Genomic DNA, 14,467 nt, shown 5'->3' on the forward strand with positions numbered 1-14,467 from the left:
CTGGTCACTACTACTTCTTCTCTGATGGGGGCTTCGGGCTCGCCACCGCGGCGGGCGCCTGCGGGTCGAGGCAGAACAGTTCACGCAACGCGTTCGCGTAGTCGGTGTCGGCCGTCTCGGCGGCCAGCTGCTTGACCCGCACCGTCGGCGCGTGCAGCAGCTTGTCGACCACCCGGCGGACCGTGCGGCCGACCTCTTCGCGGACGGCGCCGTCCAGGCCGGGCAGGCGGTTGTCCAGCCGCAGCAGCTCGGCGTCGACGACCTCGGCGGCGCGGCGGCGCAGCGCGGTCACGGTCGGCGTCACCTCGGCGCTGCGCTGCCCGGCGAGGTAGTCGCGCACCTCGTCGAGGACGATCCCGGTCGCCTTGGCCGTCTGGCGCTCGGTGGTCGGCGTGCCCGCCTCGCGCATCCGGCGCTGGATGGTGGCCAGGTCGACCACCCGGACGTCCGCCAGCTCGCCGACCTCGGGGTCGACGTCGCGGGGCAGGCCGAGGTCGCAGACGACGAGGGCGCGGCCGCCGCGCGGCAGCACCTGCTCGGGGCCGAAGACGGCGTCCTGCGCGCCGGTGCAGCAGATCACGATGTCGGCGTCGCGAACGGCGTCGGTGACCGCGGACAGCGGAATCGCGCGGGCCGGCACGCCCTGCTCGGTGGAGTTCGCGGCGAGCCGGCGGGCGCGGGCGTCGGTGCGGTTGGCCACGGTGATCTCGCCGATCCCGGCCTTCCGCAGCTGCGACGCGCTCAGCGCACCCATCGAGCCGGCCCCGACGATGACGGCGTGCTTGCCGGTGACGTCCCCGGCCGCGGCGAGCGCTTCGGAGACGACCGACGCGCCGAGGGCGTCGAGGCCGGTCTCGGTGTGCACGCGCTTGCCGACGCGCAGCGTGGTCTGGATCAGCTCGTGCAGCGTGCGGCCGACGGTGCCGGCCTCGCGCGCGGTGGCGTAGGCGGCGCGGATCTGGCCGAGGATCTGCGTCTCGCCGACGACCATCGAGTCCAGGCCCGAGGTGACGGAGAACAGGTGCTCGACGGCCGCGCCGGCGTAGTGCACGTACAGGCTGTCGTAGAGCTCGGCGGGGACCATCCCGGCCTGGCGGGCGAGGACCTCGGAGACGTCGTTGAGGCCGCCGTGGAAGGTCTCGACGACCGCGTAGACCTCGATCCGGTTGCAGGTCGAGACGAGCATGACCTCACTGACGTGCTCGGCCTGCTGCAGCTCGTCGAGGACCTTGCCGATCTCGGGCGCCGGCACCGCCACGCGTTCGAGCGTGCTCAGCTCCGCGCTTCTGTGCGAGAGACCGACCGCCAAAACGCTCATGCGCACACCTCGCTGACGCTCGGCGTGGCCTGAGCGGCAGGCGCTGTGTTGTTTGATTCACTCGCAAGCTCGCTCATGAGCGCACCACCATTTCCCGTCCGCCGTCCGGACCCGAGCCGTTCCGCCTGCCGTTCCCATTCTCGGCCGGGAGAACCGCACCGGGTAATCCGGAATTGCCCTGACTGCCGGCGGCGTCATCCGCGCGGCGGGCCACATGGAACGAGAGTATCTGCAGCTCGACGGCCAAATCCACTTTGCGGACCTCGATGTGAGCAGGAACCTGCAGCACGACGGGAGCGAAGTTGAGGATGCACTGCACACCGCCCGCGACCAGCCGGTCACACACCGATTGCGCCGCGGTGGGCGGGGTGGCGATCACGCCGATGGAGATGCCGCGCTCGGCGCAGACCCGGGGGATGTCGTCCATGTGCGAGACGGGGAGGCCGCCGACCGGCACGCCGACCAGGTCCGGGTCCAGGTCGAACAGTGCTTCGACCGGGAACCCGCGCCCCGGGAAGCCGCCGTAGTTGGCCAGTGCGTGGCCCAGGTTGCCGATCCCGACCACGGCGACCTTGTGCTGGCGGGTCAGGCCGAGGATGCGCTCGATCTGGCTGACCAGGACGCCGACCTCGTAGCCGACGCCGCGGGTGCCGTAGGAGCCCAGATAGGAGAGGTCTTTGCGCAACTTCGCGGAATTGACGCCGGCGGCCTGCGACAGCTCTTCGCTCGAAACGGTCGTCGCGCCCTGTTCGGACATTCCGGACAGCACTCGCAGGTAGACGGCCAGCCGCGCGACGGCGGCCTCGGGAATGGACTTCGCCCGGACGGCCTCGGGGGCATCCCCGTTGCGGCCCGGCTCACCGGCGGGTACCGCGGGCATTTCGGCGGTGGGGGCGTTGTCGGCGTCGGGGCCGGCCGGACGGCGGGGCCGCCGGGGCGACCGGTCCGGGGAGTCCGCCGCGTCGCGCCTCCCCCGCTGTGTCACCACGCCGTAATCTCCTGCCCGCTGTGCGCGTCTGGCGGCCATCGCCATTCGGAACTGTGTCTTGACCCAGGACCCGGGGTCCGGTTCGATACCGACCGTCTCCGGGCGACGGCACTACGGTAGACCACTTGTGAACGCGTGCACAAAGTCACTGGTCGGAGGCGGTTCCCGGCCCGCGGCCACCCGCCGGCGATCACGACACCGCGTCAGAATCCTTGCCCGGCAGGCACTTCCCGGTCCGGCGCGCGAGGACGGTGATCGAATGCCGGCCGGCAGCATGGCCCCGGCGGCGCGGCGAGCGGCGCACCGGGTCCGGTGAACGGCTTCGGCGGACTGGTCGCCATCCCGACCGGCCACCTGGTCTTGAATGACTCATTCAGGACGCCGGAGGTCCTGAATGAGTCATTCAAGACCTCCGGAGGACGGGTTCAGCGGGCGGTTCAGCGGGCGTCGAGGGTGACCGAGTGCCAGCCGGTGGCGCCGTCCGGAACCGGGTCCGCGCGGTTCTCCGTCTGCGTGTAGCCGTCCTGGTCGGTGGCCCGGACCGACGCCTGGTGCGTCCCCTTCGGCACGTCGAGCTCGATCCACCACATCCGCCAGGTGTCCTTGCTCACCTCCGCCGACAGCGTCGCCGGCTGCCACGGCCCCTGGTCCAGCCGGACCTCGACCTTCGCGATGCCGGTGTGCTGCGCCCACGCCGTACCCGCCAGCCGGACCTTGCCCGCCGTGACGCCCGCGAACCCGCTCGGCGTGTCGATCCGCGATTCCGTCTTGATCGGCGCCTGCTCGGCCCACCCGCGGGTCAGCCAGTACGCCTGCCGGGCGTCCCACCGGGTGAACTCGAGCGATTCGACCCACTTCGTCGCCGACACGTACCCGTACAGGCCGGGGATGACGATCCGGGCCGGGAAGCCGTGCTCGACCGGCAGCGGCTCGCCGTTCATCCCGATCGCCAGCATCGCCCCGCGGGCCGGGTCGAGGGCGACGTTCGCCGGGGTGCCGCACGTCCAGCCGTCGGTGCTGGTGGCGAACATCTGCTGCGCGCCCGGCTGCACCCCGGCCTCGGCCAGCAGTTCGGCGAGGTCGACGCCGATCCAGCTCGCGTTCGAGATCAGTGGCCCGCCGACCTCGTTGGACACGCAGGTCAGCGTCACCCGGCGCTCGATCAGCGGCCGGCTGCGGATGTCGGCGTAGGAGAACGTCATCTCGCGGTCGACCATCCCGTGGATGCGCAGGTTCCAGTCCTCGGTACGGAGCTGCGGCACGACCAGCGCGGTGTCGATGCGGTAGAAGTCCGCGTTCGGCGTGAGGAACGGCGGTGAGCCGAGCTTCGCGAAGTCGGCGTCTGCGGGCAGCGGCGGCGCGGTGCGCGTGGGCACGAGCGGCCCGACGGCGGCCCGCGAGTCCTCGGCGTTCGAGCTCGTCCCGGCGACCTGGCCGACGACGGCCGCGATCCCCGACCCCGCGGCAACACCCACCCCGGCCCGCAGGAACACCCTCCGGGACGCAGCGGCACTTTCACGTGAAAGTGCCGCCCCCTGGTGGGCACTTTCACGTGAAAGTGCCCACCGGTGGAGGTAGGTGAACACAGTCAGGGCGGCGACGAGGGCGGCGACTGGTGCGAGCAGCGAAACCTGCCCGAGGTCGCTGCGCGCGTACACGGCCGCGACGCCGGCGGCCCCGAGGACGAAGACGAGCACCTGCCCGGTCCGCGGCGTCCGGCGCGACAGCTGCCCGGCGAGCAGCGCGAACAGGACCAGCACCACCGCGAGGCCGATCTTGAGCACCGGCTTGTCCCAGGTGCCCAGCGTCCGTTCAGCCCACTTCACGACCGGGGTCGGGCTGTGGTCGATGACGTAGTTGGCCACCGCGATGAACGGCGAAGCCGTGTACCCGACGAAGCCCGCGACCAGGTGCCCGACGCCGAGGGCGGCGGCCAGCGCGAGAAGGCCGATCAGCGTCGCGACCGGCAGCGAAAGCCGTCGAGGCGCCTCGGGCGGCGCGTCCTGCAAAGTGCTCACGCCTCCATCTTCGGAGCCCTCGCTCCGGAAGGCTGCCCGATGTGGCTTACGGACGTGTTACGGCTGCAGCGCGCGCCGCAGCCGGTCCTCCTCGACGCGCCAGTACCCGTGCTCGGCGCCGTCGACCAGGATCACCGGGACGCGGTCGCCGTACTCCGCCCGCCACTCCGGGTCGGTGTCGACGTCCTCGGCCTTCCAGGCGACGCCGAGCTCACCGCAGATCCGGGCGACGTCCGCCTCCGCGACCTCGCAGAGGTGGCAACCGTCCCGGCCCATCACCGTCACTTCGTGCGCCATGGCGTCCTTCCTACCGCACCTACCGCAACCGCAGGCGGCGCAGCTTCCCGGTGGCCGAATGCGGCAGCGACTCGGCAAACTCGACCAGGTGCGGCACCTTGTACCCGGCCAGGTGGGCCGCGCAGTGGTCGACGACCTGCTGCTCGGACAGCGCCGCTCCGGCCGCCGGCACGACGACCGCCTTGACCGCCTCGCCGCTGCGCTCGTCCACGACTCCGACAACGGCGGCCTCGGCCACCTCCGGCAGCTGATCGATCACCGCTTCCACCTCGCGCGGGAAGACGTTGAAGCCGTTGACGATGATCAGGTCGTTGGCCCGGTCGACCAGGTGCAGGTCGCCGTCGGTGTCGAGGTAGCCGACGTCGCCGGTGCGGAACCAGCCCTCGGCGTCCGGGCCCTGGCCGCCGTCGGGCCAGTAGCCGGAGAACAGGTTGGCGCCGCGGATCGACACCAGCCCGGTCTCGCCGTCGGCCTCGAAGACGTCGTCGACGTCGTCCGGGTCGAGCGGCACGGCCTGGTCGGTGCCGTCGCTGTCCACCAGCCGCAGCTCGATCCCGGGCAGCGGCCGCCCGACCGAGCCGGGCTTCGGGTACCCGGTGACCAGCGTCGACGTCACCACCGGCGCGCATTCGGTGAGGCCATAGCCCTCGTAGACGTCGATGCCGGCGGCCTCGCGGATCGCGGTCAGCACCTTCGGGTGCAGCGGCGCGGCGCCCGAGGTCATCTGCCGCACGGTGGCCAGGCCGCGGCGGAGCTCGTCGGCGCCGAGCGCGGCGAACTCGCCGTACATCGTCGGGACGCCGGTGATCGAGGTGACGCCGTGCTCGGCGCAGTCGTCCAGCGTGCGCTGGGCTTCGAAGCGCTCGGAGAGGACCGCGGTCGCGCCGACGGCGGTGGCCTGCAGGAGGCCGGGCCCGAGGCCGTAGACGTGGAAGAGCGGGATGGTGATCAGCACGCGGTCGTCGCGGGTGAGGACGCCCTCGATCGAGTTGATCTGCTCGAGGTTCGCCAGCAGCGCGCGGTGCGACAGCATCACCCCGCGCGGCGGCCCGGTCGTGCCGGACGTGTACGAAATGACCGCGATGTCCTCTCCGGACCGCGCGGCGCCGGGGAACTCGCCTCCTCCGTCCGGGTCACCCCCCGGCGTGAGCCGGCTCACGCCGCCCGGGAGATCCTCGTCCTCGTCGCGCTGGACGACGACCTTCGCGCCGCTGTGCTCGAGCAGCTTCGCGAGTTCGGGCCCGGGCACCTGCGGCGACAGCGGCACGACCACCGCGCCCGCTCGCAGCGCGCCGAAGAACGCGACCACGAAGTCCACCGACGTCGGCAGCCGCAGCCCGACCCGGTCGCCGGGTTCGACGCCCGCCTCCGCCAGCCGGCGGGCCTGGGCCTGGGCGGCCGCGTCGGCTTCGCGGTAGGTCAAGCCGCGTCCGGTGCCGGTTTCGAGCACGGCCGGGTGCTCCGGCCACGCGGCCGCGGCCCGTGTGAGCAGCCCGCCGACCCCCGGCTGCGTCCCCTCTGGAGCACTCACCCGCGACCCACCTCTCCTCGCCCGGCGCCAACCGTTGCAAGTCTGTCATCTGAAGCGACGTCATGGGTGCTGACCGCGAGCGTCGCGTCTGCACAACCCCGGAACCACTACCTACTTAGCGGTAACCACACGTATGCTGCACTGCGTCGCGCCGGATTGTTGATCACCGTCGCGACCGGAGAGAGGGAGTCGCCGTGAGGAACTTGCCTGCCCACGAGGTCGTGGGGCATGCGAGCCGGCAGGCCCTTGCTCGTCCGGGTTCCGGGGGTTCCGGGGGCACCGGGGATACCGTGGCCCGCTGGGTCGAAGCCACCGCCGGAGGTGCCGCCCGATGACCGTGCCGACCGCCGTGAGCCGTGGGCCCGTCTTCATGTTCGCCGAGCGCGTCTTCGGACGGACGTCGGCCGTGCCGATGAGCAGGCAGGCGGCCGACGACGAGCGCGCCGAGGCAGCGAAGGCCGAGGCCTGGGACCTGGTGCGGGCCGCGCAGGACGGCGACTCGTCCGCGTTCGGCCGGCTCTACGACCGCTACGTCGACGTCGTCTACCGGTACGTGCTGTTCCGCCTCGGCGACCGCGATCTCGCCGAGGACGTCACCAGCGAGACCTTCCTGCGCGCGCTGCGCCGCATCACGTCGGTGAGCTACCAGGGACGTGACGTCGGCGCCTGGTTCGTCACCATCGCCCGCAACCTCGTGCTCGACCACGTGAAGTCGAGCCGGTTCAAGCTCGAGGTGGTCACCGACGAGGTGACCGAGCCCGGTTCGGCGCCGTTCGTCGTCGGCGCGACCGCCCAGGCCGGCCCCGAGCAGGAGGCGATCAGCCGCGCCACCCGGGCCGAGTTGCTGCGCTGCGTCGCGGAGCTGGGCGACGACCAGCGCGAATGCATCGTCCTGCGGTTCCTGCAGGGCCTGTCCGTGGCCGAGACGGCCGCGATCATGAACCGCAACGAAGGAGCGATCAAGGCGCTCCAGCACCGCGCCGTACGCCGATTGGCACAACTTCTGCCCACCGGATTGCGCTGAACCCGCGAAGTTTTCCGTTCGTCGACCGAAACCGGTAACCCTCGCGGCCTCCGGATCGTTACTCCACGCAGACCGGTGTCAGGCCGGCCGAGGCCCGAGATGGAGAGCAGCGCCGTGAGGTTTGCGCGTGAGCGAGCCGAGAGCGAGCGGTTCGCGCGCGCCCTGGAGCCGTCGCCGGTACGCCGCGGCGGCGAGTTCGCCGACGAACTCGCGCTCGTCGGTGCCCTGCGCGACCTCGGCGAGGCTGGGTCCCCGGACCTGGAGACCCGGCAGCGGATCCGCGCGGAGATCGCGGGCCGCCTGGAGACGGCGGCGGCCGCCGGCCCACGTCGGAGGTGGCGGCCGCGGACCGCCGACCTGGTGGCCGCCGCGCTCTTCCTCTTCCTCGTCCTCTCGGGGCTGACGCTGGTGCTCTCGCGCACCGCGTTGCCCGGCGACCCGCTGTACAGCGTCAAGCGCGCCGGCGAGTCGACCGCGCTGGGCCTGACGTTCGGTGACCAGGAGAAGGCGCGCAAGCACCTCGAGTTCGCCACCAACCGGATCACCGAGCTCGGCGAGCTGGCCACCGAAGACGCGAGCGAGGCCGACTACCGGACCGCGTACGACGACTTCGCCGCCGACCTGCAGGCCGGCGTCGCCCAGATGTCCGCCGCGGCGACCAGCGACGGCGGTGGCACGCAAGCGCTGTCGGACGTCCGGCTGTGGGCACGCAACCAGGCGACGAGGCTGGCCGCGCAGCCGCTCCCGGCGGACGCGGCGCCGGTGTTCGGCGACGTCCGGGACCTGCTGAACAAGGTCCAGGAACGCACGAGCGGCCTGGTGGCGCGGATGAACTGCTACCAGATCACCACCGGCACGTCCGACGAGCTGGGCCCGCTCCCGGCGACCGGCGAGTGCACGCAACGGCCCGCCCCCGCCGCCGGCAGCCAGCCGACCTCGGGGTCGGTCGCGCCCTCGTCGACGGACGGCACGGCGCCGGGGCCGACGGGCACGCAGCTGCCGCCGTCGGACGCCGCGGCGACGCCGGGCATCCCCGCCCCGACCGGCGGGGTGACGCCGCCGCCGGTGTACGGCCAGTCGTCGACGACGTCCCGGCCGCCGTCGACGACGACCACGACGTCCCAGCCGCCGCTGATTTCGATCCCGCCGCTGCTGCCGGGCCTGCCGCCGATCGTGATCGGCTGAGGTCCCGCCCACACCTGCGACGGCGCGGTGGGCGGCTCGCTACGCTGTGCACAGGACCGGGACGTGGCCAGACGTGGGCAGACGTGGAGGCGGTGTGCGTGTCAGCTTGGCGTGGCAGGGACAAGAGTCAGGAGCTCGAACGGCTCGCCGCGCTCGCGGGCGAAGCGTCGGCCGAGGCCGCCCACGCCCGGGTGGTCTCCGAGGCCGCTGAGCCGCCCACCCCGCCGGCGCCACCGGACCTCACCGCGGCCGCGTTCTTCGACGTCGACAACACGATGATGATGGGCGCGTCGATCTTCTACTTCGCCCGTGGGCTCGCGGCGCGGAAGTTCTTCACGTCGTCGGACCTGGCCGGGTTCGTGTGGGGCCAGATCAAGTTCCGGCTCGGCGGCCGCGAGAACAAAGAAGACATCAAGACCCACCGCGAGCGCGCACTGTCCTTCGTGGCCGGCCGCACGGTCGCGGAACTGACATCGATCAGCGAAGAGATCTACGACGAGCTGATGGCGGACAAGATCTGGTCCGGCACGCGCGCGCTGGCCCAGATGCACCTGGACGCCGGCCAGCGCGTCTGGCTGGTGACGGCCACCCCGATCGAGCTGGCGGCGATCATCTCCCGCCGGCTGGGCCTCACCGGGGCGCTGGGCACCGTCGCGGAGACCCGCGACGGCGTGTACACCGGCAGCCTGGTGGGTGACCTGCTGCACGGCCGGGCGAAGGCCCACGCGGTACGGGCGCTGGCCTCCCGCGAGGGCCTGAACCTCAAGCGCTGCACGGCGTACTCGGACTCGGCGAACGACATCCCGATGCTGTCGGCGGTGGGCACGGCGGTGGCGGTCAACCCGGACGGCGGCCTGCGGGACGTGGCCCGGGCGCGCGGCTGGGAGATCCGCGACTTCCGGACCGGTCGCAAGGCGGCGAAGATCGGCGTGCCGTCGGTGCTCGGCGCCGGAGCGCTGGCCGGCGCGGTCGCGGCGGGCATGGCCTACCGCCGCCGCTGAACGCGCGGCCGGGAACGCACACCGCCGGCGAGTTGGCCGTTCCGGTGCGTGAGTTGGCCGTTCCGGTGCGTGAGTTGGCCGTTCCTGCCCCGACTGACACGTAGGTCGGCAATAGAACGTTCGCCGGAACCCTCATTACCACTCACGAGCCTTAGCCGCGGAAGACCGACTTCCGCTGCGAAAGCCGCTGGTACAGCGTCTGCTGGATGGATTCGCGCACCTGGTCGGTCAGCTGGAACACCAGCATCGGGTCGTCCATGGCGTCCGGGCCGTACGCATCCGTCGAGATCGGCTCGCCGAACTCGATGCTCCACTTCGTCGGGAGCGGGACCGCACCCAGCAGGCCCAGCATCGGGAAGAACGGCGTCACCGGGAAGTACGGCAGCCCCAGCATGCGGGCCAGCACCTTGATGTCACCGAGCTTCGGGTAGATCTCCTCGGCGCCGATGACCGACACCGGGATGATCGGCACGCCGGCGCGCAGCGCGGCCGACACGAAGCCGCCGCGGCCGAAGCGCTGCAGCTTGTAGCGCGAAGCGAACGGCTTGCCGACGCCCTTGAAGCCCTCCGGCCACACCCCGACCAGCTCGCCCTTGCGCAGCAGGCGCTCGGCGTCCGCGTGGCAGGCCAGCGTCTGGCCGGACTTGCGGGCGAACGACCCCACCAGCGGCACCTGGAACACCAGGTCGGCGCCGAGGCCGCGCAGGTGCCGGCCGCCGGTCTCGTCGTGGACCGCCACCGCCGTCATCAGGGAGTCGAGCGGGATCGTGCCCGAGTGGTTGGACACCAGCAACGCGCCGCCGGCCGCCGGCAGGTTCTCGACGCCGTACGTGTCGACGCGGAACCACTTCTTGTACAGCGCACGCAGCGGCGGGAGGAACACCGCTTCGGTCAGCTCGGCGTCGAACCCGAACTCGTCGACCGTGTAGTCGCCCGTCAGCCGGTCGCGGATGAAGCCGAGCGCGGAGCGAGCCGCGTCCGACAGTGACTCTTCGAACGAGGGCTCTGCCGGCATCGGCTGGTCGACGCCACCGGGGAACGCGACGACCGGCGCGTCGTCCCTGGCGGCGTCCTGCTCGCGGAGGTCCCGCTCGGCCGCTACGGCTTCCGGCTTCTCCCGGCCCGGTCCGTGTAGGGGGATGACCTGCGCTTCGGCACCGCCCACCGTTACCGCCTCGCTTCCGAAGTAGTCGTGTGGCCTGCTCACCGGCTCTGGCCCGTAGCCGCGGCCACGAGCACCCGTCCGGCCAGTCCGGCCAGCTTGCTGCCGTCGAGCACCGGGCGGAGCCCGCGTCCCACGATGTAGTCGTCGAACGCCTCACGCGTGGTCCACCGCGGGGTGTACCCGAACTCCTGCTTCAGCTTGGCGATGTCGACGACCCGGCCGAAGTTCAGCAACCGGACCTGATCGGCGGAGAAGTCCACGACGCGAGCACCGCGCAGGACCTTGCCGACCGACGGCACCACGCTCCGCGGCATCGGCAGCTCGACCCGGCCGGCTCGCCGGATCGCCTGCGAAAGGGTGAGTACCCCTTCCGCGCCGACGTTGAACACGCCGGGTTTGTCGGTCACGGTCGCGCGTTCCAGCACGGACAACGCGTCCGAGGAGTGCAGGAGCTGGATGCGCGCGTCGTAACCGAAGACCGTCGGCACCACCGGCAGCGCGAAGTAGCGCGCGAGGACGGTGTCGGTCTCGGGGCCGATGATGTTGGCGAAGCGGAACAGCGTGGTCGTGATGTCCGGACGGCGGCGCACCAGGCCGCGCACGTACCCCTCCATCTCGACGGCGTCCTTCGCGTACCCGCTGGTCGACGTCGGGATGAGCTCGGAGTCCTCGGTGAACACCGCCTGCGAGCGGGCGCCGGCGCCGTAGACGGCCGCCGTCGACTTGACCACCAGCTTCTGCACCAGCGGGGACCGCTGGCACGCGGCGAGCAGCCGCATGGTGCCGATGACGTTGACTTCCTTGATCGCCGTGCGGCGGCCCGGCCCGGCCGGGTGCGCGGTGCAGGACGCGTGCACCACCGTGTCGACCCGCGCGGTGCTGATCACCTTGGCGATCAACGGGTTCCTGATATCCGCGCGGACGAACTCCGCGTGCCCCATCCGCTGCAGGACCGCCTTGTCCGGCGGGACCGTGTCGACACCGATGACCCGTTCGAAGTCGGGATTGTTGCCCAGCCGGGCGAGCAGTTTCCCGCCCAGTTCCCCGGCGACCCCGGTGACGAGCACGATGTTCGACGGCATGCGACTCCCTGCGGCGTAGGGCAAGTGGGGGGTGGACGGTCACCCGAGGCGCGCGAACCTGCACTCACTGGAAGCATCGCGCGGACGCCCTTGAGATGTTACCGCTCTTCAGTGGTAGCCCAGGCCTATCTCACGTGCTATTAACCACCGTTCCACCGGAAAGCGACGAACGCCTCACTCGAACGGGCGGAACCTGCCCACCACATGGACGTGGCCCGTCCAGAGACTGGACGGGCCACGGTCACACTCAGCAGGCTTACTTGCCGGCCTTGCGACGCTGCACTCGCGTGCGGCGAAGCAGCTTGCGGTGCTTCTTCTTCGACATGCGCTTGCGGCGCTTCTTGATCACAGAGCCCATGGGCGCTCCTTAGGTCGACGTCGGTCACGCTGCCCGGCGCAGCGTCCAACGGGTGGAGCGCACAGGCACGAGCGGTTTTCCAGGTTACCCGTCACCCCACGCGGGCCGGTCGGCGGGCACGTTGTAGCGCTGCGCGCCGCAGGCCACGGCGTGCCCGGAGACCGGTTCAACCCACGTCGTAATAGGCACCCTGGAGGTACTCGTGCACTGCTTTCTCCGGCACCCGGAAGGACTTCCCGACCCTGACGGCGGGCAGCTCACCCGAGTGCACGAGACGGTAGACGGTCATCTTGGAGACCCGCATCAGCGTGGCCACTTCGGCGACCGTCAGGAACTGGACCTGCCCGACGGCGGGCAAATCCTCCTTTTTGTTCGGCGACATGTTTACCGCGTCCTTCGACACGTGTCGCGCCACGAGGCTTCCCCACCTGTGGTATCGACACGCACGTGCTCTATCGAGAGTAGCGGGACTGGTGGGACTAATGCGACGCCTGTCACCGAGATGGGCCCCTACCAGCGCTAACGCACAAGCACCCGCGCGTGCAAGCCCCAGCCAATCGCCCTTTCCGGGGAAACCGGGCGCCCGACCCGACTTCGTGAAGGCCACCTTGAGGAACTTGAAGTTCCTCAAGGTGGCCTTCACGAAGCTCAGGCGTCGTGCGCCTTGCCGAGCTCCACCGAACGGTCCTTCGCGGCCTCGATGGCGGCCAGCAGCGCGGCGCGGACGCCGTGCTTCTCGAGCTCGCGGATGGCGTTGATGGTCGTCCCCGCCGGGGAGGTCACGGCCTCGCGCAGCAGCACGGGGTGCTCGTCGGATTCGGCGAGCATCTTCGCCGCGCCGACGGCCGACTGGATGATCAGCTGCCCGGCGAGCGCCCGCGGCAGGCCCAGCAGGATCCCGGCGTCGATCATGGCCTCGACCAGGTAGAAGAAGTAGGCGGGCCCGGACCCGGACAGCGCGGTGACGGCGTCCTGCTGGCCTTCGGGCACCTCGACGACCTGCCCGACGTGCGAAAGCAGGTCCCGCACGACGGCGAGGTGCTCCGCGGTCGCGTACCGGCCCGCGGAGATGGCGCTCATGGCCTCGTTGACCAGCATCGGCGTGTTCGGCATCACCCGCACGACGGGGACGCCCTCCACGAGCCGCCGTTCGTACAGGGAGGTGGGCAGCCCGGCGCAGAGCGAAACGACGAGTGACGACGGCCCGAGCAACGGCGCCAGCTCGTCGAGCACGGGCTCGATGTCCTGCGGCTTGACGGCGACGACCAGGATGTCCGCCTGCTTGGCGGCTTCCTCCACCTCGACGCCGCGGATGCCGTAGCGGCTGGTCAGCTCTTCGACGCGCGCCGGGTACCGCTCGGTGAAGAGGAGGTCGCCGGCTTCGTGGCCGCCGTGCAGCAGCCCCGAGAGCAACGCCTCGCCGATTTTGCCCGCACCCAGCACCGCGATGACCGTCATGGAGCCAAGCGTGCCAAACGCGCCTCGGGCGCCCGGTGCCGGGGCGAGGTGGCCCTACGCGCCCGGCCCACGCCTCGCCCTCGCCCTCGCCCCGAGGGCACTTTCACGTGAAAGTGCCCCTTCCCCAAAGCGTGCTCAGCCGCCAGGAGCCGGGGCCAGCCCGAGCTGCCGGGCCTGGCACACCAGCCGCCCCTGCGCGTCCACCACCGTCGCGTCCGAGTCGAACCACGACTCGTGCACCGACCTCGACTCCACCACCACCCGCAGCCAGCCCGGCGCCGGGCGGGTGCGCAGCAACGCCGTCAGCTGGACGGTCGGCGCCCAGCCGATGCGCCCCAGGTTCATCACCACCGGCGGGTTCACGTCGGACGCCAGCAGCGAAAAGTACGGGTCGGCCAGGCTGTGCCGCGGCCGGACCCACAGCCGCATCCGGGGCGGCTCGCCCGTGCGCCCCGTCAGGTACCCCGCCGTGGCCGGATCCAGCCGGACCTCGCAGCCCTTGGCCAAGTTGAACGGCCCCTCGGTGCTCTCGGCCATCGTCAGCGCACCCGGGGGCGGCTCGGCCGGCATCGACGGCACGTCCGTCCACTCCGGGCGCCGCATCGGCAGCCTGCCCGTCGTCACCCGGGCCTCGACGCAGCTGCGGCCGCGCTGCTCCAGCCGGACCTCGACCACCGTCGCGCGGCGGCCGACCTTGCGGACGTCCGTGCGCAGCAGCACCGGGCCGAGCGCGGGCGCGTGCAGGAACTCCGCGCTGACGACCAGTGGCTCCGCGTGCGGCTCACCCCGCTCGTGCAGGGCGGTGACTGCCGCCCGGGCCAGCAGGGCGAGCAGGAAACCCCCGTGCGGGTGCGAGCCGATGGCCCATTCCGCACGCAGCACCGCGGTGAAGGTGCCGTCCCCCAGCGACCGCGCCACACTCGCCGTGTCGAAGGACACGGCGGTGCCGTCCATTCCGCTCACGAACGGTCCGCGCCATTTCGGGAATCCGGGTAAGTGACGAGCAACGAGAGCGACGGGTTCACGGTCCGAACTTTACGGG

At 71.5% G+C, this 14,467-nt stretch carries 14 protein-coding genes; 3 read left to right on the plus strand and 11 right to left on the minus strand.

Annotation, left to right across the window (positions count from 1 at the left end; all coding sequences use genetic code 11):
* Window positions 1-10: 10 nt before the first annotated feature.
* The 5 genes from ACLJQF_RS05385 to ACLJQF_RS05405 form a co-directional block, all read right to left on the minus strand.
* Window positions 11-1,318, minus strand: coding sequence for a glutamyl-tRNA reductase (locus ACLJQF_RS05385; protein WP_410607080.1), 1,308 nt, complete (start codon window positions 1,316-1,318; stop codon window positions 11-13).
* Between the two features lie 73 nt (window positions 1,319-1,391).
* A complete protein-coding gene (locus ACLJQF_RS05390) occupies window positions 1,392-2,306 on the minus strand; it encodes a redox-sensing transcriptional repressor Rex (protein ID WP_410607081.1) in 915 nt (304 codons plus the stop codon).
* A 437-nt stretch (window positions 2,307-2,743) separates the two neighbouring features.
* Window positions 2,744-4,324, minus strand: coding sequence for a molybdopterin-dependent oxidoreductase (locus ACLJQF_RS05395; protein ID WP_410607082.1), 1,581 nt, complete (start codon window positions 4,322-4,324; stop codon window positions 2,744-2,746).
* Window positions 4,325-4,381: 57 nt separating this feature from the next.
* On the minus strand, window positions 4,382-4,621 hold the full coding sequence (locus tag ACLJQF_RS05400) for a glutaredoxin family protein (RefSeq protein WP_325152089.1): 240 nt from the start codon (window positions 4,619-4,621) through the stop codon (window positions 4,382-4,384).
* Window positions 4,622-4,640: 19 nt separating this feature from the next.
* Window positions 4,641-6,152, minus strand: coding sequence for an AMP-binding protein (locus ACLJQF_RS05405; RefSeq protein WP_410607083.1), 1,512 nt, complete (start codon window positions 6,150-6,152; stop codon window positions 4,641-4,643).
* 331 nt (window positions 6,153-6,483) lie between these two features.
* Here ACLJQF_RS05405 and ACLJQF_RS05410 point away from each other — a divergent pair, with 331 nt between their 5' ends.
* From ACLJQF_RS05410 to ACLJQF_RS05420, 3 genes are all read left to right on the plus strand, one after another.
* Complete coding sequence (locus ACLJQF_RS05410; RefSeq protein WP_410607084.1) at window positions 6,484-7,176, plus strand: sigma-70 family RNA polymerase sigma factor; 693 nt, start codon at window positions 6,484-6,486, stop codon at window positions 7,174-7,176.
* A 114-nt stretch (window positions 7,177-7,290) separates the two neighbouring features.
* Window positions 7,291-8,361, plus strand: a complete 1,071-nt coding sequence (locus tag ACLJQF_RS05415; RefSeq protein ID WP_410607085.1) for a DUF5667 domain-containing protein — start codon at window positions 7,291-7,293, stop codon at window positions 8,359-8,361.
* Between the two features lie 98 nt (window positions 8,362-8,459).
* Window positions 8,460-9,362, plus strand: coding sequence for an HAD family hydrolase (locus ACLJQF_RS05420; protein ID WP_410607086.1), 903 nt, complete (start codon window positions 8,460-8,462; stop codon window positions 9,360-9,362).
* A gap of 151 nt (window positions 9,363-9,513) precedes the next feature.
* On the opposite strand, the gene ACLJQF_RS05425 is transcribed toward ACLJQF_RS05420, so the two are convergent.
* The 6 genes from ACLJQF_RS05425 to ACLJQF_RS05450 all read right to left on the minus strand — a co-directional run bounded on the left by ACLJQF_RS05425 (window position 9,514) and on the right by ACLJQF_RS05450 (window position 14,379).
* Entirely contained in the window at window positions 9,514-10,569 is a 1,056-nt protein-coding gene (locus ACLJQF_RS05425) for a lysophospholipid acyltransferase family protein (RefSeq protein WP_410607087.1), read from the minus strand.
* Window positions 10,566-11,609, minus strand: coding sequence for an NAD-dependent epimerase/dehydratase family protein (locus ACLJQF_RS05430; protein ID WP_410607088.1), 1,044 nt, complete (start codon window positions 11,607-11,609; stop codon window positions 10,566-10,568). The genes ACLJQF_RS05425 and ACLJQF_RS05430 overlap by 4 nt, the downstream gene beginning before the upstream one ends.
* Before the next feature lie 256 nt (window positions 11,610-11,865).
* Window positions 11,866-11,967, minus strand: a complete 102-nt coding sequence (locus ACLJQF_RS05435; RefSeq protein WP_007030867.1) for a 30S ribosomal protein bS22 — start codon at window positions 11,965-11,967, stop codon at window positions 11,866-11,868.
* Window positions 11,968-12,133: 166 nt separating this feature from the next.
* Window positions 12,134-12,349 carry a helix-turn-helix domain-containing protein gene (locus ACLJQF_RS05440; protein WP_013222402.1) on the minus strand — a complete coding sequence of 72 codons (216 nt, stop codon included), beginning with the start codon at window positions 12,347-12,349 and terminating at the stop codon, window positions 12,134-12,136.
* Between the two features lie 266 nt (window positions 12,350-12,615).
* Window positions 12,616-13,425, minus strand: coding sequence for a pyrroline-5-carboxylate reductase (gene proC / locus ACLJQF_RS05445; RefSeq protein ID WP_410607089.1), 810 nt, complete (start codon window positions 13,423-13,425; stop codon window positions 12,616-12,618).
* 135 nt (window positions 13,426-13,560) lie between these two features.
* Window positions 13,561-14,379, minus strand: a complete 819-nt coding sequence (locus ACLJQF_RS05450) for a thioesterase family protein (protein WP_410607453.1) — start codon at window positions 14,377-14,379, stop codon at window positions 13,561-13,563.
* Window positions 14,380-14,467 lie beyond the last annotated feature (88 nt).

This window comes from Amycolatopsis sp. lyj-109 (genome assembly GCF_046548995.1).
In the GTDB taxonomy this organism is placed as follows: Bacteria; Actinomycetota; Actinomycetes; order Mycobacteriales; family Pseudonocardiaceae; genus Amycolatopsis.